Source organism: Streptomyces sp. NPDC006516, assembly GCF_040611875.1.
GTDB lineage: Bacteria > Actinomycetota > Actinomycetes > Streptomycetales > Streptomycetaceae > Streptomyces.
This window is the reverse complement of record NZ_JBEXPD010000009.1, coordinates 1-24249: the sequence shown is the minus strand read 5'-3', so window position 1 is coordinate 24249 and position 24249 is coordinate 1. Positions and strand designations below refer to the sequence as shown.

Sequence of the window (24249 nt, the reverse complement as noted above, 5' to 3'; positions counted from 1 at the left end):
CGAGGGGGGCCCGTGGCGGCTCAGCGCATGACCAGGACCGGATTCCCGGCCGACGACGCCCCACGGCTCGAAGCCAGGGGAGTGTCGGTCGGGTACGGCGGCCGGACCGTCATCGACGGTCTCGACGTCGCGATCCCGCCAGGTCTGATCACGACGATCATCGGTCCCAACGGCTGCGGGAAATCCACGCTGCTGCGCACCCTGACACGACTGCTCAAGCCGACCGGCGGCTCGGTCGTCCTGGACGGCGCGGACATCGTCACGCTCAGGACCAGGGAGGTGGCGAAGAAACTCGGCCTGCTCCCGCAGGCCCCGGTCGCGCCGGAGGGGCTGACGGTGGCCGACCTCGTCGCGCGGGGGCGCCATCCGCACCAGAGCTGGCTGCGGCAGTGGTCCTCCGACGACGCCTCCGTCGTGGAGCGCGCGCTCGCCATGACAGGGGTCTCGGAGCTGGCCGACCGTCCTGTCGACTCACTGTCGGGCGGCCAGCGCCAGCGCGTCTGGATATCGATGACGCTTGCGCAGGGAACCGACCTCCTGCTGCTGGACGAGCCGACCACCTATCTGGACCTGGCGCACGCGATCGACGTACTCGACCTGGTGGACGACCTGCACGAGTCGGGCCGCACCGTGGTGATGGTGCTCCACGACCTCAACCTGGCCACCCGGTACAGCGACAATCTCGTCGTGATGCGAGCGGGGGAGATCCTCGCTCAGGGGCACCCGCGCGACGTGATCACGGCGGAGTTGCTGCAGGAGGCATTCGGGCTCCGGGCCAAGGTGATCGACGACCCGGTGGGTGACCGCCCGCTGATCGTGCCGATAGGACGTACGCACGTTCATCTCAACTGAGGTTTTCCGTACGGAATTTGAACCAGTTAGGCTAGGCTAACCTCATCTCCCTTGGGTAAGGTTTGGCTGCCCTCGGACGGGGTGCAGCGAACGGCGCGAAAGCAGGGGATTTCGGATGCTTTTCCAGAGAACGACGTTTCTGAAGCCATGGCGGCGGGTGGCCGCGACACTGTCGGCCGTGACCCTCGGCGTCGGCCTCCTCGCGGGATGCGGTTCCGATGCGGAGGACGGGGCGAGCGACAAGGCGACCGCCCCGGCCTCGGAAGCCGGCGCCTTCCCCGTCACCATGGAGCACGCGTTCGGATCGACCGAGATCACCAAGGCTCCCCAGCGGGTCGTGTCCGTCGGCTACACCGACGACCAGGCCATTTTGGCGCTCGGCATCAAGCCCGTCGGCATGGTGGACCAGTACCCCAACCCGGCGGGCAGGTCCCCCGACATCAACACCCAGTGGCCCTGGGTGAAGGACAAGTGGGGTGACACGCGCCCCGAGGTCGTCATGAGCAACGGGGACGCCGGCCCCAACTACGAGAAGATCGCCTCGCTGCGCCCCGACCTCATCGTCGCGGTCTACTCCGAGATCGACCAGGCCGCCTACGACAAGCTGTCGAAGATCGCCCCGACCGTGGGCCGCACCAAGGCCGAGAAGGAACTCTTCAGCGCACCGTGGCAGGACAACGCGGTGCACATCGCCAAGGCGCTCGGCAAGGAGGACGAGGGCGCCGCGCTGGTGAAGGGCATTCAGGACAAGCTCGACGCCGCCGCTGAGGCCCATCCGGAGTTCGCCGACCAGACCGCCGTCGCGCTCTCCTGGTACGAGGACTCGGTCGCACCGTTCACCACCACCGACGTACGCGGACGTCTGGTGACGGGCATCGGCTTCAAGGGCACGACCAAGATCGACGAGATCGCCGACGGCAAGTTCTACACCCAGCTCTCCCCCGAGCGCATGGACCTTATCGACGTCGACCGCATCTTCGTCATCAACGACAAGGCTGACCAGGAGGCGCTGAAGAAGTTCGAGCTCTTCGCCAACCTGACCGCGGCCAAGGAGGGGAAGGTCTCCTACCTGCTGGACAGCGAAGGCCCCGCGGTCGGCGCGGCCATGTCCCAGGGCACCCTGCTCTCCCTGCCGTACGCGATCGACGAGCTCGTCAAGTCGGTCGAGCAGTGAAGCCGGGCCGCCTGTCCCGTCGCCGGCCCGGACCGGTCCCTGAGTGAGCGGCACCGACACGCGCGTCGCTCCGGCAACCCTGCGCACGGCGGAGGGGGGCGAGGCCGTCGGATGGGTCGCCGCGCGCTGCCGCGAAGTGCCGTGGCTGACCGCGGCCACCGTGCTCAGCACGGTGGCCGGGGCCACCCTCCAGGTGCTCCCCGTACTCCTGCTCGGCCAGGTGGTCGACGGCGTGGTCCAGGGCGAGGGGCGCTCGGTCCTGGTCACGATCGGGATCCTGATGGGGGCCGCCGCGCTGCTCGGCGCGGGGGCCACCGCGGTGTCGACGTATCTCATCGGACGGCTGGGCGCCGACCTGCTCGCGCGGCTCCGTGAAGGCGCCGTGCGGGCGGTGCTGGGGATGCCGAGCGCACGGATCGAGCAGGTCGGCCGGGGAGATGTGCTCTCCCGCGTCGGTGACGACGTCGCCGTGCTGTCCAGAGGCATCCGCACGGCCATCCCCACGGTCTTCTCGGCGGGCGTGCTCGTCGCCATCGCCACGATCGGCATGTTCGGACTGGACTGGCGGCTCGGCCTGGCCGGCGCCGGTGCGCTCCCCGCGTACGCGCTGGCCCTGCGCTGGTATCTGCCCCGGTCCGCCCCGCTCTACCAGAAGCAGCGGGCGGCCCAGGCCGACCGTGCGCAGGCGCTCATCAGCGGTCTGAACGGGATAGACACCGTCCGGGCCTACCGGCTCGAGGACGACTTCCGGGAGAAGGTAACCGACAGGTCCTGGCGCGTGCGGGAACTCGGGATCGATGTCTTCCGGATCTTCGGCCGGTTCGTCGGCAGGGAGAACCGCGCCGAGTTCATCGGGCTGGTGCTGATCCTCGTCGTCGGGTACGCCCTGCTGGAGGCCGACGCCGCGAGCCTCGGAGAGGTGTCGGCGGCCCCCCTCATGTTCCACCGGCTGTTCACCCCCCTGGGCGCCATCATGTTCACCTTCGACGAGGCCCAGAAGTCCGGCGCGAGCCTGACCAGGCTGGTCGGGGTCCTGGGTGAGGAGGCCGAGGACCGGCTGGTGGGCGACGCTTCCGTGGCGAGGGCGGACGCCGTGCCGTACCCGGTCGTGGTCGAGGGGCTGACCTTCACTTATCCCGGCTCCGACGTGCCGGTCCTGCAAGACGTCAGCCTGACGATCCCGGCCGGAGGCTCCCTCGCCCTGGTCGGGGCGACGGGCGCGGGCAAGTCCACCCTGGCCGCGCTGATCGCGGGCATCGGGTCCCCGCAGGCCGGGACGGTGCGCATCGGCCCGAACGACCTCGCGGGACTGGACGAGGCCGGGGCGCGGGCGCTGGTGAGCATCCTGACCCAGGAGACCCATGTCTTCTCCGGTCCGCTCGCCGACGACCTGCGGCTGGCGGCGCCGGGAGCGACCGACGCGGAACTGGCCGAGGCCCTGCGCACCGTGGGCGCCGACGGCTGGGTCGAGGCGCTGCCCGACGGCCTGAACACCATGGTCGGCGAAGGTGGGGAACGGCTGGACGTCACGAAGGTGGCCCAGATCGCCCTCGCCCGGCTGGTGCTGACGCGGGCACCGGTGGTGGTGCTCGACGAGTCGACCGCGGAGGCGGGCAGCGAAGGCGCCGCCGAGCTGGAGAAGTCCGTACTCGCCGCCTGCGCGGACAGGACCACGCTCTTCGTCGCCCATCGCCTGACCCAGGCGATGGCGGCCGACCGGATCGCGGTCCTGGACGCCGGACGTGTCGTGGAGCAGGGAACGCACGACGAACTGGTCGCCCTCGGCGGCCGGTACGCACGTCTGTGGCGGGCCTGGCGCGAGGGCAGTTGATCAAGTCCGAGTCGGGTGCGAGCCCACTCCCATACGCTGGAAGGACGTTGAGTCTCCGATGGTGGATCCGAGCGCTCGCCTCGTGCTGCTTTCTCCCACGAGTCTGGCCGGCGTACGCAGGCGTACCGGCGACCACTCAGACCGGGCCATCGCCCAGGCATGCGCCGTCGGGCTGGCCTACTGGGCGACGGGGCGCGGTCCCGAGGGCCTGGAACTGACCCCGGGCACGCTGTTCGCCGACGTACTGGGTTGGGTCGCGAACGGCGGCGGCGCTCCCGGTGACTGGCCCGTCGGAGCTGACGGGCGGAGCATCACCGTCCCGGAAGGCGTGGAACCGGCCGACGCGCAACTCGCGCTGGACGACCTGGCGGACTTCCCCGACCGGCCGGTCGGCACCATCGGGCCCTCCAGCCCCGAGGCGCGCATCGAGGCACTGACACGGTGGAACGACACCGAGGCCGATCGCGTCCGCCCCACCATCATGGAGATGTTCCGCGAGCAGGCGCGCCTCCGACCGGACGCAGTCGCCGTCGTCGACGGGAAGCGTTCGCTGACGTACCGTCAAGCTGCGGAATTGTCAGCCCAGTTGGCACATCACCTGGTCGCCGGCGGGCTCACCGCCGAAGAGGTCGTCGGCATCTCCCTGAGCCGCTCCGCTGACATGGTCATCGGCCTGCTCGGCGTGCTCCAGGCCGGGTGCGCCTTCGTCCCCCTCGACCCGCAGTGGCCGGCCGCACGCCGCGCCGTCGTCATCCAGGACGCGCGGGTGGTGCTCCAGCTCAACGAGTCGGGCGAACACGACCCGAACGAACCCGAGGCCGTCCCCGTGGACCTCGGCGACTGGAGTTTCGGTTCCCAGCCCGTCGTGGCACCGGAGATCACCGTGGGCGGGAACGCCCTGGCCTATGTGATCTTCACGTCCGGCTCGACGGGACGGCCCAAGGGCGCGATGATCCGCCACGAGGCGATCAGCGAGCGTCTGCTCTGGCAGGTCGACGAGATCCTGGGCTTCGGCCACGACGACGCCTCACTCTTCAAGGCCCCGCTGTCCTTCGACATCTCCATCAACGAGATCTTCCTGCCGCTGGTCTGCGGCGGCAGGCTCGTGGTCCTGCGGCCCGGCGGTGAACGCGATCCGCAGCATCTGCTGAGCGTGTTGGCCGAGCAGCGCGTCACCTTCACGTACCTGGTGTCGTCCATGCTCGACGTACTGCTGGAGATGGCGGGCGACTCCGGCCGGCTGGACAGTCTGCGGCACGTGTGGTGCGGCGGCGAGGTGCTGACGCCCGAACTGTACGAGCGGTTCCGCACCCGGCTCGGCATCCCCATGTACCACGGCTACGGTCCGGCCGAGACGACCATCGGCGTATCGCACGTCATCTACCGGGGCGAGGCCGAGCGCCTGTCGACATCCATAGGCAAGGCCAACCCCAACACCCAGCTGTACGTGCTGGACGACGAGCTGCGCCCGGTCCCGGTCGGTGTAGGGGGAGAGCTGTACGTGGGAGGGTTCCTCCTGGGACGCGGATACGTGAACGCACCCGGGCTGACGGCGTCCCGGTTCGTCGCGAACCCCTTCGCGGGAGACGGATCCCGGCTCTACCGCACAGGCGACCTCGCACGGTTCGCCCCGGACGGATCGCTGGACTTCCTCGGCCGCGCGGACAACCAGATCAAGATCCGCGGCATGCGGCTGGAGATCGAGGACGTCGAGGTGGGTCTCGCGGAGCACCCCTCCGTACGGCACACCTGCGTCGTCGCGAAGAAGAACTCGGCGGGCGGCACCTACCTGGTGGGATACGTGATTCCGGCCGCCGGCAGCGAGGACCTGACGGGGGACGAGGTCAAGACGTGGGCCGCCGGGCACATGGTGGAGTACATGGTGCCCGCCCATGTGGTCGTGCTCGACGAGTTCCCCCTGACCGCCAACGGCAAGCTCGACCGTGCCGCGCTGCCGGAACCCCGTACGGGAACAGGCACGCTCGTCGCGCCCACCACGGAGAACGAGCGCCTGGTGTGCGCCACGGTCGCGTCGGTACTGCGGCTGGAGGAGGTCGGCGTCGACCAGGACTTCTTCCGGCTCGGCGGAGACAGCATCCTGGCGATCTCGCTGCTGAGCGCACTGCGCGAGGCGGGGCTCCACGTCACGGCACGGCAGATCTTCGCCAACAGTGTCGTCGGCGCGCTGGCCGCGGTCGCGAGCCGCGAGGACGCCCCCGCCGGCGAGACCGGTGACACGCCGGCCGGCCCCGTCGTGGGATCGCCCATCGTGCAGTGGCTCGGTGAGACGACGGACGCGATCGACGGCTTCGTGCAGTCGGTCGTGCTGAACACACCCGCGGACCTCACCACGGACGCCCTCGACCGGATCCTCACCGCCCTCATCGAGCGGCACCACATGCTGCGCGCCAGGCTGGTGCGTGGCGACCGGTGGAGCTTCGACATCCCCGACACGGACCGGGCCGTCGCCGAGTGGCAGGAGAGCGACCTGCCGCCCGACGCGTGCGCCGAACTCGCCGCCGAGGGCCTGGACCCGGACGCCGGTGTGATGCTGCGCGCCGTCTGGCGCCGCCGGGCCCGACAACTGGTGCTCGTGGCCCACCATGTGGTGATCGACGGCGTGTCCTGGCGCATCCTGATGGAGGACCTGGCCACGGCGTGGCGGCAGTACGCCTCCGGCGCCCCGGTGCAGCTTCCCCCTGTGGGGACGTCCTTCAGGCGCTGGAGCCAACTCCTGGAGAGCACCGAGTTCGCGGCGGACCACGCCTTCTACCGGCGACCTCTGCCGGGCCCGGACCTTCCGGTGGGGCGGCGCGCGCCGTCCCCCACCGACACCGTGGCACAGGAGCGGATCAGGATTGTGACGGTCGGCCACGAGGCCACGGCCGCACTGCTGGGCGAGATACCGGCGAAGTTCCACGCCCGGGTCAACGACGTACTGCTGACCGGGCTGGCCGTCGCCCTCGCGCGGTGGCGCCGCGACCTCGGGCAGGACCAGACCTTCGCGCACATCGAACTCGAGGGGCACGGCCGCGAAGGGCGGTTCGTGGCGGAGGCCGCCGGGTTCGAGCCCGAGCTGTCGCGGACGGTGGGCTGGTTCACCACACTGTTCCCCGTCGTGGTGGACCCGGGCGCGGCGCCCGACCCCACCGCGCCGGCCCATCTGGCCGCCGCGCTGAAGGCGGTCAAGGACGACCTCGCCCGGGTCCCGGGCAACGGCCTGTCGTACGGCGTCCTCCGGTACCTGGCCGGTGCCGCCTTCGAGGCCCCGGCTCCACAGGTCCTCTTCAACTACCTGGGGCGCTTCGACTCGGGCACCGCAGGGGACTGGCAGTTCGCCGGCGCCACGGGCCAGCTCGGCGAGCGGCGCGACGCGCGGATGCGTCTGCCCCGCGCCCTGGAGTTCAACGCGATCGCCGAACCCGCGCCGAACGGCGAGTACGAGCTGGTCACCACCATCTCCTGGCCCGACGGCATGTTCACCGAGGAGGACATCACCGCCCTCGGCGCATACCTCCAGGAGGCCCTGACCGGCTTGGCCGCGCTGGAGGAAGGCGGCCACTCTCCCAGCGACTTCGGCCTCGTGCGGCTCACCCAGGCCGACGTCGACGCCCTTGACGGACCGGACCTGCGCGACATCCTGCCCCTGACCCCCCTGCAGGAGGGCCTGTACTTCCACTCCGTCTTCGACGACGACTCACAGGGCAGCTACGTCGAGCAGCAACTGCTGACGCTGGAGGGCGAGGTGGACGCGGACCGCCTCGCCGCGGCGGCGACCCGGCTGCTCACCCTCTGCCCGAACCTCGCGGCGAGGTTCGTCGCGCTCACCGACGGCCGTGTGGTCTCCGTCCTGGAGAGCGGCACGACGGCTCCCTTCACCATCCTGGACCGCCCCGGAATCACCGATGCGGAGATACGCGAACACGCCGAGCGGGACCGTCGTGCCGGATTCGACCTGGCCGAAGGGCCGTTGATGCGGTACACGCTCATCCGGGCGGGAGCGGGGCGCAACGTCCTCGTCCAGACCGTCCACCACATCATCGCTGACGGCTGGTCGGTACCGCCGATGCTGCGCACGCTGCTCGCCGAGTACCACGCGCCGGGAAGCCTGTACCCGCTCGGCGGATTCCCGGACTACGTGCGATGGCTCGCCGGCCTCGACGAGGACGAGAGCGACCGGGTGTGGCGCGAACAGCTCGACGGGCTGCCCGGCCCCTCGCTGGTCGCGGACGGACACACCCCCTCCGACCGGTTCGCGGAGACCGCCGTGGTACCGGCGGACGACATCGACGCGGGCGCACGGTCCGCGGGTGTCCCCCTGAGCGTCGCCGTTCACAGCGCCTGGGCGGTGGCGCTCGGCGGCATTCTGCACACCACCGACGTGGTGTTCGGCTCGACCGTCTCGGGGCGTGACGCGGAGGTGCCCGGCATCGGGGACATGGTGGGCCTGTTCATCAACACCATCCCCGTGCGCGCCCGTTGGGGTGCCGGCACCACGGCGCGTGAACTGCTCGCCTCCGTGCGGGAGCACCAGAGCGCCGTGCTCCCGCACCAGCACGTCTCGCTGGCGAGGATCGGCCGCCGGGCCGACGGCGGATCCCTCTTCGACACCCTCGTGGTCTTCGACGTCGCGACCGACCTGGAAGAGTTGCGGGGACCGGACGACGAAGTGGTGATCACCGGCCTGGTGAACGAGGGCGCTCCCCACTACCCCCTCACCCTGGTGGTCGAGCGCGACCCCGAGGGCCGTCCGCGCTTCAACCTGATCTACGACGCCGCCCTGCTGCGCGAGGCGGGCGCCCAGGCCATCCTGCGCACGTTCACCTCGGCCCTCGACGCTCTGCTCACCCGGCCGGACGCCCACGTCGACGAGCTGGCGCCAGGCCCCGCCCCGGAGCACGGGCAGGTCACCCCGACGACGTTGGACCGGCTGTTCGACACCGCCGCGGAGCGCGGCCCGGACTCCCTCGCCGTCACCCTGTGCGCCCTCGACGGCGGGACCAGCTCGCTGACGTACGCCGAGCTGGCGGACGCGAAGAACGAACTGGCCGAGACCCTGCGCGCCGCTGGAGCCGGACCGGGCCGGCGGGTCGCCGTCGCCGTGCCCCGCTCCCTGGACCAGGTCGTCGCCCTGATCGCCGTCGTCAGCGCGGGCGCCGCCTACGTACCGCTGGATCTGGCCTACCCGGACGAACGGCTGGAGTACATCCTCACCGACTCCGCCCCGCAGGTGGTTCTCGTGGATCCGGGGGAGCGGGACCGGTTCACGGCGCTGCTCGACCGGTGCGGGCTGCCGGCGCGCGTGCTCGTGGCCGGCGAGGAGCCCACCCTGCACGACGAACCGGCGCCGTCCGCAGCCGTGCCCGAGGCCGGGTGGCACGACCCCGCCTACGTCATCTACACGTCCGGCTCGACCGGCAGGCCCAAGGGCGTCGTCGTCCCGCACTCCAGCGTCGTGACGCTGCTCGCCGAGACACAGCCCCTCATGGACTTCGGACCGCACGACGTCTGGGTCCAGTTCCACTCCTATTCCTTCGACTTCGCCGTCTGGGAGCTGTGGGGCGCGCTCACCAACGGCGCCGAGCTGCTCGTTCCCGACTACGGCCTCACCCGCTCCCCGGTGGACTTCCACCGCCTGGTCCGCGAGCGCGGGGTGACCGTCCTCAACCAGACCCCCTCGGCCTTCTACCGGTTCATCGAGGCCGACCGGCACGCCGGTGAGCCCCTCACCGCTCTGCGCCGCGTCATCTTCGGTGGCGAGACGCTGGACCTCGCTCGGCTGCGCGGCTGGGTCGAGCGGCACGGCACCGGTTCTCCCGAACTGGTCAACATGTACGGCATCACCGAGACCACCGTCCACGTCACCCACCGGGTGCTCACCGATGAGGACTTCTACGCCGGCGTCAGCCCGATCGGCGGCCCGCTGCCGGGTCTGGTCACCTACGTGCTCGACGACCGGCTGCGACCCGTGCCGCCAGGCCAGGTCGGCGCCATCTATGTGGCGGGCGACCAGGTGTCGCTCGGCTACTTGGGCAGGCCGGGGCTGACCGCCGGCCGGTTCGTGGCGAACCCGTTCACCGGGGACGGCTCACGGATGTACCACACAGGCGACCTGGCCCGCCGCACGCTGGGCGGCGAGCTGGAGTTCACCGGGCGCGCCGACGACCAGGTACAGCTCAAGGGCTTCCGTATCGAACTGGGCGAGGTCGAGTCCGCGATCCGCGGGCTCGACGGTGTGGTCGACGTGGCCGTCACCGTGGCACCCGAGGGAGACCTTCTCGTCGCCCACCTCGTGGGCCGCGTGCCCGGCGACCTCACGGCCGTCCTGTCCGCGAAGCTGCCCGTGCACATGGTGCCCGGCCGGGTGCTGACGGTGGATGCCCTGCCGCTGACCGTCAACGGCAAGCTGGACCGTAAGGCCCTGACCGAGCGCGCCGCACAGGACGTCAGCCAGCCCACCGCCACCACCGCCGGCGACGACGCGCTCGACGCGCTCGTAGGCATCTTCGCCGACGCCCTGCCGGGCTCCGCCACCGTGGACGCCGACACCGACTTCTTCATGGCCGGCGGCGACAGCATCGTCGCCATCACCGTGATCAACCGGGCCCGGGCTCTCGGACTGCGGATCACGCCCCGCGACGTGTTCCTCCTCAGGACACCGCGGGCGCTCGCCGGACAGCAGGCGACCCACGCACCGCAGGACACGGCCCCCGAACCCGTCCGCGAGGACGGGCCGCTGACGCCCACACCGATCATCCTGCGCCAGCGGGAACTGGGCGGATCGCTCGCCCGGTTCGCCCAGGCCAGGACCCTGGTGGCGGCCGAGGGCACGGGCTTTGCCGACGCCGAACGCGCCGCGAACGCGGTCGTGGCGGCACACCCGGCGCTGCGGCTGCGACTGCACACGACGCACGGGGTCTGGGCACTGCGCACCGAACCGGCCCGCAAGGTCACCGTGGTCCGCAGCCCGGACACGGCCGATGCCGCCACCGCCGCGAACGAGGCCGCCGGCCGACTCGATCCGGAGTCCGGCGACGTCATCGCCTTCACCTGGCTGGAAGCCGGCCGGACCCTCGTGGTCACCGCGCACCACCTGGCCGTCGACGCGGTCTCCTGGCTGATCCTGCTGGACGACCTCGCCGCCGCGATGCGCGGGGCGACGCCGCCGGCGCCGACCACGCCCTACGCCGCGTACGCCGAAGCCCTGAGCACGCGGTCCGGACACGTCACCGAGAGCCTCGGGCACTGGATCACCACCCTCCAGGCGCCCCCCCTGCTCCCCGAACCCGGGAACCTGCGCGAGACGACGGTCGTCCTCCCGCCCGAGGTGAGCGACCGCCTGACCCGCACCGCGCCCGCCGTCCTCGGCATCGGACCGACCGAGCTCCTCTGCGGTGCGCTGCGCACCGCGCTCACCCGGATCCAGACCATGCCCACCGATCTCGCGATCGATCTGGAGCGGCACGGCCGGGTCCCGGTACGGGAGGGCCACGACTACACGCGTACGGTCGGCTGGTTCACCTCCATCGCCCCCGTGCGCCTCACCGCGCACACCGACCCCGTGGCGGCGGCACGCGAGCTCGTCGAGCGCCAGCCCGACGAGCTCGGGCATCTCGCCTACGGCCAGCTGCGCCACCTCAACCCGCAGACCGCCCCGCTGCTGACCATCCGCCCCCAGGTGCTGTTCAACTATCTGGGCCGGGGCGGCGAGACCCAGGCCCCGCGCATCACCGGCGGCGACCAGGGCAGCCCGTACGCCGTCGAGGTCAACGCCTGGACCGACGAGACCACCGGTGGCCTGCATGCGGCCTTCACGCTCGCCGACGGCATCCCCGACGAGGTGACCGAGCACTGGCGGAGCGCGCTGGAACGCCTCGCGGACGCCTCCACCACCGCCGAGCGCACGGCACCGGTGACCCCGCTCCAGCGCGGCCTGTTCTTCCAGGCCCAGATGGCCGGCCCGGCGGGCCACTACGTCGCGCAGAGCTACTTCTCCTTCGACCGGCGCCTGGACGCCGACGCGCTGGCCGAGGCGATGGCGTACGTGATCGCCCGGCACCCGGCCGTGGGTGCGGGCTTCACCACCGACGACCACGGAAATCCCGTCCAGGTGCTCAGTCCGGGCCGGCGGGTCGACGTCCGTACGGTCCGGCTCTCCACGGACACGGAGGTCGACGCCCTGCGCTCCCGGGACCGCGACACGGGGTTCGACCCGGGCGAACCGCCGCTGATCCGGCTGACCGTCGTACGGCTCCCCGGCGGACGTGACGGTCTGCTGCTGAGCTACCACCTGTTGCTGTGGGACGGCTGGTCCCGCGAGATCCTGCTGCGGGACCTCTTCGACGCGTACCGGGCCCTCCTCGCCGGCGAGGAACTGGACGCATCCCCGGCGCTCCCCAGCTTCGAGGACCACGCCCGGACCCTGGCCGCCAAGGACGACGCCGCCTCGGAGCGCTTCTGGGCGGACCACCTGGCCGGCCTCAGCGGCCCCACGCTGCTGGCCGGGGAGCGGCCGTCCTTCCCGGACGAGCTTCCGCGCGCACTCGTCCACACGCTGTCCGCCGAACAGTCGGACCTGGTGCGGGAAGCGGCCAGGGCGCACGGCGTCACGCTGAACTCGGTGCTGACCGGAGCCCTCGGTCTCCTGCTGGGCGCGCACACGGGCCGCAGCGACGCGGTGTTCGGCGTGACGGTCTCCGGCAGAGAGGGAGAGGGACTCTCCGGCATCGTCGGCGTGCTCCTCAACACCGTGCCGATGTGGACGCGGGCCCGGCCGGACGACTCGGTCGGGGCCTACCTGTCGGCCGTGCAGACGGCCAGGGTCGACGCGATGGAACACGAACACCTGGGACTGGGGGAGATCCAGCGGGCCGGGGGGCACGACAACCTCTTCGACAACCTCTTCGTGCTCCAGAACTTCCTGGACATGGACGCCTTCGCCGAGATGAACGCCAGACACGGCATCACCTCGGTGAAGGCGGACGACTCGACGCACTACCCGTTCACCTGGGTGGTCACCCCCGGCGACCGGCTGACGGTCAAGCTGGAGTACCGCGACGGCGACGCGGGGAAGGCCCGCAAGCTCGTCGACGACTACCTGCGAGTCCTGGACGACCTGGCCCGGGCCAGTGGGCCGGTCGGCGCCCTGCCCGGTCTCGCACCGGTCCCGGAACCCGGGGAACGCACCGGCATCGGCACGGACACGGTCGTCGACCGGTTCGACGTGGCGGCGGACCGCGACCCTCAGCGGGTGGCCCTCGTCGCCCATGGATCGGTCATGACCTTCGCACAGCTCCGGGACCGCAGCCGCGCCGTGGCGGGCGTGCTCGCCGGACGTGGAATCGGCCCGGAGCGGACCGTGGGCATCGCCGTCCCCCGCTCCCTCGACTCGATCGTGGCGCTCTTCGCCGTACTGCGGGTCGGGGCGGCGTACGTACCGCTGGAACTGGACCACCCGGACGAGCGGATCGCCTCGATCGTCGACGGCGCGCGCCCGGACGTGATCCTCACCGTGAGCTCCGTGGCACACCGGCTGACCGGCGACCTGATCGAACTCGACCGTCCTCTGCCGCGGGCCGAGCCGTTCGTGACGTTCGAGCCGGACTCTCCCGACCGGCTGCGGCACCCCGCGTACACGATCTACACCTCCGGATCGACCGGCAAGCCCAAGGGGGTGGTGACCGAATACGCCGGGCTCACCAACATGCTGATCAACCATCAGCGACGCATCTTCGAGCCGGTGCTGGCGGACCACGGGCACCGCGTGTTCCGGATCGCGCATACGGTGTCCTTCGCGTTCGACATGTCGTGGGAGGAGCTCCTCTGGCTCGCCGACGGCCATGAGGTGCACATCTGCGACGAGGAACTGCGCCGCGACGCACCCCGGCTCGTCGACTACTGCGCCGAGCACAGGATCGACGTCATCAACGTGACCCCGACCTACGCGCAGCAGCTCGTCGCCGAAGGGCTGCTCGACGACCCCGAGCGGCGGCCCGCGCTGGTGCTGCTGGGCGGGGAGGCCGTCACCCCGGGGCTCTGGCAGCGGCTCGCCGAGACCGAGGGGACAGCCGGCTACAACCTGTACGGGCCCACCGAGTACACCATCAACACCCTGGGCGTCGGCACCTTCGAATGCCAGGACCCGGTGGTGGGGGTGGCCATCGACAACACCGACGTGTACGTGCTCGACCCGTGGCTGAGGCCGCTGCCGGACGGCGTGCCGGGTGAGCTGTACGTCGCGGGCATCGGCATCGCGCGCGGCTATCTCGGGCAGCCCGCCCAGACCGCGCACCGCTTCGTCGCGTGCCCGTTCGGCGCCCCCGGCGAGCGTATGTACCGCACAGGCGATCTGGTCGTGCGGCGGGCGGACGGGAATCTCATGTACCTCGGCCGCACCGACCAGCAGGTCAAGATCCGTGGCCACCGGGTCGAACCGGGCGAGGTGGAGGCCGTGTTCGCGGCCCATCCGGCAGTGCGGTTCGCCGCCGCCGTGGCCCAGCCCGACCCACAGGTCGACGGAGCGTACAGGCTGGCCGCCTACCTCGTGCTGAGCGGCTCCGACCTGGCCACCGTCGCCGCCGAGGCGGGTGCCGGGCTGCCGGACTTCCTGCGCCCGACGCACTACGCCCAGGTCGACCGCATCCCGCTGACCGTGAACGGCAAGGCCGACACGAAGGCCCTCCCCGAGGCCAAACCTCTGGGCGTGCTCACCACGGTGGGGGAGCGCGCCCCGGAGACCGGGACGGAGGCGGTGGTCTGCGAGTTCTTCGCCGAGGCTCTCGACCTCGACGACGACGAGGTGAGCGCGGTCAGCGACTTCGTGTCCCTGGGAGGGCACTCCATGCTGGCGGTGCGCCTGATCGGGCTGCTCCGCCGGGAGTACGGTCCTGTGATCACCATCCGTGATCTGCTCACCCTTCGAACCCCGGAAGCGATTGCCCGCCATCTTGATGACAACTCCTGACACGAAGCGGCCCCGACCCGGGGCCGACATCCTCCGGACCGCCCTGCGCCGCAACGCCGGCGCGGTGGTCCGGGGCACCGTCCTCATGGGTCTCTACCAGGCGGGGGAGACCGCCTTCCCCATCGCGCTCGGCCTGATCGTCGAGAACACCATGCGCGAGCGCAGCCTCGGCTCGCTCGGCCTGTCGATCGCCGGGCTGGCCGTGATCATCACGACCGTCTCGTTGTCGTGGCGGTTCGGGATGCGCGTCCTGCAGAAGGCCAACACGACCGAGGCGCACCGCTGGAGGGTGCGGGTCGCGGCCTGCGGGCTCCAGCCGGTGGCCAGGGACGTCGACCTGAAGTCCGGCGAGGTGCTGACCATCGCCACCGAGGACGCCGACCAGACCGCCGACATCGTCGAGGTGGTGCCACTCCTGGTGAGCTCGCTGGTCGCCGTGGTGGTCGCGTCGGTCGCGCTGGGGCTGGCCGACGTCCGGCTCGGCCTGCTGGTCGTCGTGGGGACCGTCGCGATCCTCTCGGTCCTGAGCGTGATGTCCCGGCGGATCGGTTCGAGCACCCGCGAACAGCAGGCCAGGGTGGCGCGCGCGGGCGCCAAGGTCGCCGACCTGATCACCGGCCTGCGACCGCTGCACGGCTTCGGCGGCAACCACGCGGCGTTCCGGTCCTACCGGAAGGTCAGCACGGAGGCGAAGCACCAGGCGGTCACCGTCGCCAAGGTGAACGGTGTGTACGCCGGAACCGCCCTGGCTCTCAACGCGGTTCTCGCCGCCGCCGTGACCCTGACGGCGGGGTGGCTGGCTTACGAAGGCCGGATCACCATCGGTGAGCTCGTCATGGCCGTGGGGCTGGCCCAGTTCATCATGGAGCCCCTCAAGATGTTCTCGGAGATGCCGAAGTACATCATGATGGCGCGCGCGTCGGCGGAACGCATGGCACTGGTGCTGACGGCGCCGCCCCTCACGGAGCCGGGCTCCGAGAAGCCGGGCGAGGGCGGGGACCTGGAGATCGACGGCGTACGGTACGGGTCGCTGCGGGAGCTGAAGTTCCAGGTGGGGGCGGGCGAGTTCGTGGCGATCGCGGCCTACCAGCCGCGTGCGGCGGCGGATTTGGCGTCGATCCTGGGGATGAACATCCCGCCGCGGGCGTACGGGGGGACGGTGCGGGTCGGAGGCCGGGAGATCGCGGACCTGTCGATGGAGGCGCATCGCGCGCACGTGCTGGTGAACCCCTACGACGCGGAGATCTTCGAAGGCACGCTCCGCACCAACATCGACCCGTCGGGCACCAGCCGTATCGTCCCGGAAGCCGTCGAGGCGTCACTGCTGACCGATGTGGTCGCCCTGCACCGTGAAGGGCTCGACCACGCGGTCCGGGACCGCGGGGCGAACCTCTCCGGAGGCCAGCGGCAACGGCTCTCCCTGGCCCGGGCCCTCGCCGCCGACTCCGAGATCCTCGTCCTGCGCGACCCGACGACGGCCGTCGACGCGGTCACCGAACAGCTCATCGCACGCAACATCGCGAAGCTGCGGCGCGGCCGGACCACCGTCGTGATGACCAGCAGTCCGGCGCTCCTGGACGCCGCCGACCGGGTCCTCGTACTGGACGACGGCGTCGTCGCCGCCGAGGGCACCCATCGCGATCTCCTCGCCTCCGACGCGGACTACTGCCGGGCCGTGGCCAGGTGACCTGGGGTTCCCCGTCCGGATCAGGCCGGGGCACGCGAGCCCGGCATGACCGGGAGGGACGCTCTACCGCTCCAGTGCCCAGGCGACGTCCCTCAGCAGGGCGTGACGCCATCCGGCCCGGTCGTGGTCCGAGGGCGACCGGGAGACCCGCACGGTCGCACCGGCCTGAGCGGCGAGCGCCTCGGCCGCCTCGCAGTGCGGCAGCATGCGCGTCTCGTGCTCGCCCACGTCGAAGGCGACCCGCAGGTGGGACAGGTCGGGGCGCCGGCGCAGACGTGCGGCGAGGGCCCCGCCCGCCGGGCCGCCCAGCGGATCGGGCTTCCCCGGCGCCCCGGGCTCCCACCAGAACGCCGGAGACTGGAGGGCGAGCCGGGACACCACGTCCGGGAACTCCAGGGCCGCGTACATGGCGCTGAGCCCGCCGAGGCTCTGCCCGGCGACCACCAGGCGTTCCCAGTCGGCGGGCACTCCCGACTCAGCGACCAGGGGCGGCAGTTCGTCGCACACCGCCTCCCAGAGACCGGGCGCGCACGCGAACTCGGCCTCCCTGTCCTTGGCCGGGAGGAAGACGAGGGTCACTGCGGGCATGTCACCGCAGGCCACCGCCGAGTCGAACGCCGCCGTCGCCGGATGGAGATGGAGCCAGTCGTCGCCGTCGAGCAGCAGGACGACCGGCCCGCCGCCGCCCGCGGGGTGGACGCGCACGGTACGGCGGCCCCCGAGCCGTTCGCTCGCCCAGCGGATACGGGTGCGCGGGACGGGGAGGACGTCGTCCGCGCCGATGGCGGGCCAGTGCGGCTGCGGCGGCAGTCCCGGCGTCGTGGCGATGGAGCGGTCACCGCCGGCACCGGCCGGGTTGAACGGGTCGGCGTACGCCCCGTCGCCGGCGACGAACCGGTACGTCACCCGCAGCCGCGCGGGCATGCGCACCTCGGCGTACCAGCAGTCCGTGCCGGACCACCGGCGCAGGGGCACCGGGGGAGACCAGCTCTCGAAGTCGATGTACGCGGACGACCCGCGCCAGAGGAACAAGGTCAGCCGGCCGCCGTCCCCGGCGGGGACCGACGCCGGTGCCCCCACCGCAGCCCAGAACGCCTCGGTCCCCGGTGTGCCTTGGAGCCCGTACGCGGCGAAGACGTTCTCGGCGCCCGACATCAAGCCGGGTGCCTGCCCGGTCACGGCCTGCCTGCCGGGCGGGTGGCGTGGCCGCGGTACGGCCTGCCGGCCGACCCTTTCCCGCCGCCGTCCGGGGGGCAGACCCGTTCCATCACGCGTGGCATGAACGTCTCCTTGTGAGCGGCAAGTTGAAAGGCTAAGCTCGCGTTAGATTAGGCGAGCCTAACCTAATCGTCGCCCTCTCTTCCATCCCCGATCCACCGTCCGGACGGGGCCGCCGCACCCTCGGCGTGCCGGTCCCGCACCCGCCCGGGACGGGGCTGCCGACGCACCGACGTACACCCTGACGAGGCCGTCCAGGCCCCGTCGGACCCGAGGAGGAACTGCCGGATGAGCACCAACCCGTTCGACGACCCCGAAGGCCGCTTCCTGGTCCTGGTGAACGACGAGGGCCAGCACTCGCTCTGGCCGTCCTTCGCCGACGTGCCGGGGGGCTGGACCACCGTCCTCGACGAGAACACGCGCGAGGCGTGCCTGGACTACATCGAAGCGCGGTGGACCGATCTGCGTCCCCGCTCGCTCGCCCGGTCGATGGACGCCTGACCCTGCGGCTAACGGCCGCGCCGCGGTGGCGCGGTCCGGTCCGCCGCTACGGTGTGGCGCCCGCGACGGCGCGGCCGGGGACGCCGTCGAAGGGCCCCTCGGACCCGCTGAGCGGCGCGCGTCCCCGCCCCGGCTCCGTGAAGCTGTCGCCGAGCACCACGGTGGTGCCGGGGCTGCTCCCGTCGAGGACACCGCGCAGGACCGCGTGCGGCACCCGGCCGTCGAGCACGTGGGCCTGACGTACTCCGCCCCGGACGGCACGCAGGCAGCCCTCCATCTTGGGCAGCATCCCGCTCGTCAGGTCCGGCAGCATCCTCTGGACGGCGTCCGACGTCAGGCGCTCGATCACTGCCGTGCTGCGCGGCCAGTCCGCGTACACGCCCTCCACGTCGGTCAGCATCACGAGCCGCTCGGCGCCGAGGGCCACGGCCAGGGCGGAGGCGGCCAGATCGGCGTTGACGTTGTAGACGTGTCCGTCCTCACCACGGGCCACGGGGGAGACCACCGGGATGTGCCCCTGGTCGAGGAGCGTGCGAAGCATGCCGGGTTTCACATCCACGACGTCACCGACCAGCCCGATGTCCACGGCGCGGCCGTCCACCCGGGCCTGCCGCCGTACCGCCGTCATCGTGTGCGCGTCCTCGCCCGTCATGCCCACCGCGAAGGGGCCGTGGCGGTTGATGTGACCGACCAGTTCGCGCTGGACCCTGCCCGTCAGCACCATGCGCACCACGTCCATGGTCTCCGGAGTGGTCACCCTCAGGCCCGCTTCGAAACGGGTCTCCAGGCCGAGGCGGCCCAGCATCGAGTTGATCTGCGGGCCGCCCCCGTGCACGACGACAGGCCGCAGACCGGCATGCCACAACCGCACCACGTCGTCGGCGAAGATCTGCTGCAGGCTCGCGTCCACCATGGCGTTGCCGCCGAACTTCACCACGACCGTGCCGCTGCGCGTCCGTTCCGGCCGACGTGAAGCGGTGGCAGCGGGGTCCGGATTCGCTGCGGTGCGTTTCGTGTCGGCCAGTCCCATCTCTCTCCCCATCCCGTCCGCGGGTGCGTTGCGCCGCCCGAGTGCGCCTGATGCCGCCGGTGTGCGGTCACGCCCTCATCGCCTCGCCCCGGTCCGCCGGGTCGGGTGTGTCACGCGGACCCGAGCGGGATGCCGAGGCGAGCGTGCTCCCCGCAGATGATCAGCTGGTCACCGCCCCGCGAACACGGCAAGGTGCCGAGGTGACTGTGACGCGCCCGTGCACGTCTCCAGCTCGCCTCGGATTTACTTAGCTGAGCCTAACCTAAATGAGCGCAAGGCGCTTCCCCGCAGGGGGAGTTGCCCGCAAGGAGAGGGGGCGCGGGTGGCGGGCAGGGGGGTCCCTGCCCGCCACGCGTGATCACTGCGCGGTGATGCGCAGTACGCCGGTCACCGTGCCCTGCAGATAGGCGCCGTCCCGGGCGATCGTGCCCGCCATCTGGAGGGTGTCGTACAGCGACCCCACGCCGACCTTCCCGGAGCGGGTGACCTGTCCGTTCGCGGGGTCGATCTGCACGTAGCGGAACGGGTCGAGCAGGCTCGTTCCCTTGGTGCCCGGGATCAACGGGTCGCGCACCACGGTGTGGAGGAGCCCGTCGGCCGTGGACAGCTTCGGTACGGCGGCCGAGCGCAAGGCGTTGTCCCAGATCAGCGAGCAGCCGGTGCCGTCCGCCCGTACGTCCACCCGTGACAGACCGCCGGCGAAGTCCGCGGAGGCGGGCACGCTGGTCCCTGCCCCCTCGGGGACCGCGGGGTAGGGGTATCCGTAGGTGCCCGCCACGAAGACACTGCGTCCGACCCCCACGGGGGAGTTCTCGCTGCCGGGACCGTTGGCCGCCCGGAGCACCGGGACCGTGCAGACGTCCGAGCCGTCGGCGGTGCGGTAGACCTTCAGGTTCGCCGTGGAGTCGGCGTTGTCGACGATGGTGACGTACTCCGTCCCCGTCCCCGGCCCGAAGAACGTCGGGGTCGATCCGCTGCCCCAGCTGAGAAGGCCGGGTTTACGGGCGGTGCCCCGGTCGTAGGCCTTGCGCCAGACGATTCTCGGGGTGCCGTCCTCGGTGTCCAGCAGGTAGGTGGCGTGGGTGGTCGTGACCGCCGTTCCCTCGGGAGCCGTGGAGATGCTGTTCGCGACACGCTCGCCCGCCGGCAGGGTGAGCGTCTTCACCGTCCCGGTGGAGTCGTCAGCGGTGCCCACCACACCACGACCGGTGGCGAACCACACGCGTCCCTTCCAGTCCGGCGCCAGACCGGTGACCGCGTCGTCCTCCGGTATGACGGAGGCGAGGGACAGGCTGCGGTCGACCGTCAGACTCCAGTCGCCCGCGCTGTCCCGGTGATGCCCTACGCGGAGCAGGCTGCGGCTGCCGTCCGCCACGACCAGCCGGTCCTGGTGGTCGATGTACGCGTACACCCCGCCCAGCAGCGAGCCCTTGGTCAGTTTCAACGTGGTCAGTGAGGAGTTGTCCTGCGGATCGAGCAGATGCACCGTGGGCACCTGGCCGAAGATGGGGGTGCACAGCGCGACGGGATAGCCGTCCGACCCGATAAGTACGGTGGGGCAGGCCGAGGCGAGCGCGGTGCGCGAGGACCCGAGGGTGCCCGCACCCGGACCGGACAGCGGCGTGGTGTCGGACGATCCCGTGTCCCCATGCATGGTGGCGGTGCCGTCGGGGCCCGCGTAGGGGTTGTGCGGTGGCGTCGGGCCGTAGGAGGCGGGCGATGCGGCCGAGGCGGAACCCGCGCAGCTCATCACGAGGGCCGCGAGGAGGGCGCCGACGGGCTTCCAGCGGGTGGTCCGGCGGCGGCCGGGGGAACGGGACACGGAGACGGTCCTTTCGGCAGGGGAAGGGCGAGAAAGGGCTGGGCAGGACAGGACAGTGCGCCGAGTGGCCAACTGCTGGGCTGCGCGGGCGACCTCGGCACGACCAGGGGCGATGCGAGCACGGAGGCGGCGAGCTGGGCCAAGCCGACTCAGGGGCGGCACACGGCTACGACGGCCCGGAGCGGATCGGACCCGGGGGTGAGAACGCCCGGGGCGTCGTCATGGGGCGGGCACGAAGAGGCCCGCCCGCGCCGTCAGCCGGCGTGAAGACAGAGCGCGCCGGCGGTACGCACGAGATCGACGTGTCGTCGTCGCGTGAGATCCTGGCAGCGCTTCATGCGCGTGATCCAAGCAGGTGCGCTGACGGAGCGTCAAGAGCGCGTACCAGCAGGTGGATCGCCGTTGTCCCAGGTGTGGTCCGCGTCAGGCGTTCCGTCGCTCTGCCGGCTGCCGGGCTCCTTGCGGGGTGCGCTGTTCGCGAGCGCGGCCGCCCCGGCGGCCGTGGCGGCCCCACCCGCGTCCAGTACACAGCGGGCCCCCGCCTGCACCTGGCGCAGCGAAAGGCCCCGCCGTCTGGAGCAGTTCTCCGTGACACCCGCGTCCCGGAACGGAGTCGAGCGTGGTGAGAGCCCAGCGGACGTGGGGGAACCCGGCTCTCGCCTCGCCTGGTCCTCGTGGCCGCTGGTCATGGGCCGATGCTGGTGCTCTGACCGCACAGGTTCACCGGATCGTCTGGTTCGGTGGAGAAATCCAGAGGCGTCAGGCGTACTCGTCTGCGAGAGTCGCTCGCTGTGAACAGTGACGATCTTGTGTTTCGGCGTGCGGATGACTCTGATGCGGCCGACATAGCCGATGTGTGGCTGCGTTCTTTCACCGCTGCGCTGCCGACCGTGCGTCGCGCGCATGGTGACGATGAGGTGCGGGACTGGTTTACCTATGTGGTCGTGCCACAGTACGAGACCTGGGTAGCCATTGCGGAGGGCTCTGTAGTCGGGCTTCTGGTCCTCAATGGCGAGGATCTCGAACAGCTTTACCTCGATCCGCCGTGGCGCGGCCAGGGCGTAGGCGACCGGTTCATGGACTTGGCCAAGCAGCAGCGGCCCGACGGACTGGGCCTGTGGACGTTCCAGGTCAACGGACCAGCCCGACGGTTCTACGAGCGGCACGGCTTCATCGCAGTCGAGCACACCGATGGACTGCGCAATGAGGAACATGAGCCGGACGTCCGCTACTCCTGGAAACCCCAGGAACAGGACCCGCAGACGCCGTGGGTGCGGTGGTAGGTCGCCGGGACCCGGTCGGGGTGTGACTTCGGTGCCCAGCAGGATCCGCCGGTGGGGCGGATGCCCAGCGGCCAATGGGAAACTTTCCGTTCGCGTCCCGTGTCTGCGTCCTGCGTCCTGCGTGCGCCCGCGCGCCCGTGGACGGCGGTTGTTCCGCCGTACGGACCGCCCGGGATCATGGGTGGTGCCGGGTGCCGCCCCACGGACGCGGCACCCTGCCCGACCGAGAGGAACCGGACCCCGTGGCCGACGCCAAGAGTTACATCATCGAGTCGCTGGACACCGGGCTGCGTCTGATGCGCCTCTTCCTCACCCACGACACGCTGTCTGTCAGCGCGGCGGCCAGGGAACTCGAGGTCGCCCGCTCCACGGCCCACCGTGTGCTCAGCACCCTGGAAGCACGTGGCTTCGCCACGCGCGACGCGTCGGGCCGTGGCTACTCCGCGGGACCCGAACTGGTCACGCTGGGCCGCCCGGCCGGATATGGCCCCGAGATCAGGAACCGCGTCCAGGTGGTCCTGGACGCGGCGGCCACCGCGACAGGGGAGACCATCAGCACCGCCGCCCTGATCGGTGATCAAGTGATCATCACGGACGGCCGGGAGTCGTCCCACCCGGTCCGTGCTGTCCTGGACACCGGCCGCACCCACCCCGCGTACGCCACCTCGGCGGGCAAGGTACTTCTCGCTCAGCTCACCACCGAACAGGTCTGCGCCCTCTACCCGGAGGAACGGCTGCCCGGGGTCACCGGCCGGACCCTTGTCTCCCGGGCGGCGCTGCTCGCCGAGCTGGTGCGCATCCGGACGTTGGGGCGAGCCGACAGCGAGGGCGAATCGGTGGAGGGGATGAACGCCGTCGCCGTGCCGCTGGCGGGCAACAGCTGGCGTGACAGGCTTGCCCTGATGGCTTCCATGCCGGCGGACCGGGGTACCTCGTCCGTGCTGGCTCAGCATGCCGTGGAGTTGCGCAGGGCCGCCGGCCTCCTGCCGCACCCGCCCGCCTGAACCGGCGGACCCGCGCCCGTGCGGCAGGTTCCTCCGGGAAACGCGAGGAAGCGGTGTACTCCGACAAGGTGACAAGGTGACAAGGTGTCGGAGTACACCGCCCCGAGGCGGACCGGTCCCGAGGTGTCCGCCGGTCCTGGTCAACTACTTCGGGTCGCGAACGAACAAGGACTTGGACCAGAAGTAGCCGAGCGCGGCCAGGGCCAGGCACCAGGCGACGGCGAGCCACCCGTTGTGGCCGATCTCGCTGCCGAGCAGCAGGCCTCGCAGCGTCTCGATGGCCGGGGTGAAGGGCTGGTACTCGGCGATCGGCCGGAACCAGCCCGGCATCGCGTCGACCGGCACGAAGGCGCTGGAGAGCAGCGGCAGGATCATCAACGGCAGCGCGCTGTTGCTGGCCGCCTCGGCGTTGGGGCTGGACAGGCCCATTCCCACGGCGATCCAGGTCAGTGCAAGGGATACCAGGGCCAGGAGCCCGACAGCGAGGATCCACTCCAGGGCGGTGGCGTCCGTGGCCCGGAATCCGATGGCGACAGCGACGGCACCGACGAGGAGCACGCTCATCACGCACTGGAGGACGCTGCCGAGGACGTGTCCGATGAGTACCGACCCGCGGTGGATCGCCATCGTACGGAAGCGGGCGATGATGCCCTCGGTCATGTCCGTGGCGACGGAGACCGCGCTGCCGATCGTGGTGCCACCGATGGTCAGCAGCAGGATGCCGGGGACGATGTACGCGAGGTACTGGGACCTGTCCGCCCCGCCGTCACCGATGCCCGCACTCATCACGTCGCCGAAGATGTAGACGAAGAGCAGCAGGAGCATGACCGGGGTGAGCAGCAGGTTCAGGGTGAGCGAGGGGTAGCGCCGGGCGTGCAGGAGGT

The 24249-nt window shown here is 71.2% G+C and carries 13 protein-coding genes; 8 read left to right on the top strand and 5 right to left on the bottom strand.

Annotated elements, in window-relative coordinates:
- Positions 1 to 27: 27 nt before the first annotated feature.
- The 5 genes from ABZY45_RS23125 to ABZY45_RS23105 all read left to right on the top strand — a co-directional run bounded on the left by ABZY45_RS23125 (position 28) and on the right by ABZY45_RS23105 (position 16507).
- Positions 28 to 852: an ABC transporter ATP-binding protein gene (locus tag ABZY45_RS23125; protein WP_356742556.1), complete on the top strand. Its 825-nt coding sequence runs from the start codon at positions 28 to 30 to the stop codon at positions 850 to 852.
- A 115-nt stretch (positions 853 to 967) separates the two neighbouring features.
- On the top strand, positions 968 to 2026 hold the full coding sequence (locus ABZY45_RS23120; protein ID WP_356742554.1) for an iron-siderophore ABC transporter substrate-binding protein: 1059 nt from the start codon (positions 968 to 970) through the stop codon (positions 2024 to 2026).
- A gap of 43 nt (positions 2027 to 2069) precedes the next feature.
- Positions 2070 to 3857, top strand: coding sequence for an ABC transporter ATP-binding protein (locus ABZY45_RS23115; protein ID WP_356742552.1), 1788 nt, complete (start codon positions 2070 to 2072; stop codon positions 3855 to 3857).
- 58 nt (positions 3858 to 3915) lie between these two features.
- The gene (locus tag ABZY45_RS23110; protein WP_356742550.1) at positions 3916 to 14820 is read left to right on the top strand and encodes an amino acid adenylation domain-containing protein; all 10905 of its coding nucleotides are present in this window, start codon (positions 3916 to 3918) and stop codon (positions 14818 to 14820) included.
- Positions 14807 to 16507 carry an ABC transporter ATP-binding protein gene (locus ABZY45_RS23105; RefSeq protein ID WP_356742548.1) on the top strand — a complete coding sequence of 567 codons (1701 nt, stop codon included), beginning with the start codon at positions 14807 to 14809 and terminating at the stop codon, positions 16505 to 16507. Before ABZY45_RS23110 ends, ABZY45_RS23105 begins: the two co-directional genes overlap by 14 nt.
- A 63-nt stretch (positions 16508 to 16570) precedes the next feature.
- On the opposite strand, the gene ABZY45_RS23100 is transcribed toward ABZY45_RS23105, so the two are convergent.
- Positions 16571 to 17662 (bottom strand): alpha/beta hydrolase-fold protein, encoded by a 1092-nt coding sequence (locus ABZY45_RS23100; protein WP_356742546.1) that lies wholly within the window; start codon positions 17660 to 17662, stop codon positions 16571 to 16573.
- A gap of 351 nt (positions 17663 to 18013) precedes the next feature.
- Here ABZY45_RS23100 and ABZY45_RS23095 point away from each other — a divergent pair, with 351 nt between their 5' ends.
- The gene (locus ABZY45_RS23095) at positions 18014 to 18226 is read left to right on the top strand and encodes an MbtH family protein (RefSeq protein ID WP_356742544.1); all 213 of its coding nucleotides are present in this window, start codon (positions 18014 to 18016) and stop codon (positions 18224 to 18226) included.
- Positions 18227 to 18272: 46 nt separating this feature from the next.
- Here the strand turns inward: ABZY45_RS23095 and argB are convergent, their stop codons facing one another.
- From argB to ABZY45_RS23080, 3 genes are all read right to left on the bottom strand, one after another.
- Positions 18273 to 19256 carry an acetylglutamate kinase gene (gene argB, locus ABZY45_RS23090; protein WP_356742542.1) on the bottom strand — a complete coding sequence of 328 codons (984 nt, stop codon included), beginning with the start codon at positions 19254 to 19256 and terminating at the stop codon, positions 18273 to 18275.
- Positions 19257 to 19614: 358 nt separating this feature from the next.
- Positions 19615 to 21006, bottom strand: coding sequence for a hypothetical protein (locus tag ABZY45_RS23085; protein ID WP_356742950.1), 1392 nt, complete (start codon positions 21004 to 21006; stop codon positions 19615 to 19617).
- Between the two features lie 326 nt (positions 21007 to 21332).
- Positions 21333 to 21416, bottom strand: a complete 84-nt coding sequence (locus ABZY45_RS23080; RefSeq protein WP_356742948.1) for a putative leader peptide — start codon at positions 21414 to 21416, stop codon at positions 21333 to 21335.
- A 453-nt stretch (positions 21417 to 21869) separates the two neighbouring features.
- Here ABZY45_RS23080 and ABZY45_RS23075 point away from each other — a divergent pair, with 453 nt between their 5' ends.
- The gene (locus tag ABZY45_RS23075; protein ID WP_356742540.1) at positions 21870 to 22361 is read left to right on the top strand and encodes a GNAT family N-acetyltransferase; all 492 of its coding nucleotides are present in this window, start codon (positions 21870 to 21872) and stop codon (positions 22359 to 22361) included.
- Between the two features lie 242 nt (positions 22362 to 22603).
- A complete protein-coding gene (locus tag ABZY45_RS23070) occupies positions 22604 to 23365 on the top strand; it encodes an IclR family transcriptional regulator (protein ID WP_356742538.1) in 762 nt (253 codons plus the stop codon).
- A gap of 144 nt (positions 23366 to 23509) precedes the next feature.
- Here the strand turns inward: ABZY45_RS23070 and ABZY45_RS23065 are convergent.
- Positions 23510 to 24249 (bottom strand): ABC transporter permease (locus ABZY45_RS23065; protein WP_356742537.1); only part of this gene is annotated, 740 nt, incomplete at its 5' end.

Bases quoted from the DNA above. Each gene is read 5' to 3' on its own strand.
- ABZY45_RS23125 (WP_356742556.1), top strand. From the start codon at position 28: ATGACCAGGACCGGATTCCCGGCCGACGACGCCCCACGGCTCGAAGCC.
- ABZY45_RS23120 (WP_356742554.1), top strand. From the start codon at position 968: ATGCTTTTCCAGAGAACGACGTTTCTGAAGCCATGGCGGCGGGTGGCC.
- ABZY45_RS23110 (WP_356742550.1), top strand. From the start codon at position 3,916: ATGGTGGATCCGAGCGCTCGCCTCGTGCTGCTTTCTCCCACGAGTCTG.
- ABZY45_RS23105 (WP_356742548.1), top strand. From the start codon at position 14,807: ATGACAACTCCTGACACGAAGCGGCCCCGACCCGGGGCCGACATCCTC.
- ABZY45_RS23100 (WP_356742546.1), bottom strand. From the start codon at position 17,662: ATGTCGGGCGCCGAGAACGTCTTCGCCGCGTACGGGCTCCAAGGCACA.
- ABZY45_RS23095 (WP_356742544.1), top strand. From the start codon at position 18,014: ATGAGCACCAACCCGTTCGACGACCCCGAAGGCCGCTTCCTGGTCCTG.
- argB (WP_356742542.1), bottom strand. From the start codon at position 19,256: ATGGGACTGGCCGACACGAAACGCACCGCAGCGAATCCGGACCCCGCT.
- ABZY45_RS23085 (WP_356742950.1), bottom strand. From the start codon at position 21,006: ATGAGCTGCGCGGGTTCCGCCTCGGCCGCATCGCCCGCCTCCTACGGC.
- ABZY45_RS23080 (WP_356742948.1), bottom strand. From the start codon at position 21,416: ATGAAGCGCTGCCAGGATCTCACGCGACGACGACACGTCGATCTCGTG.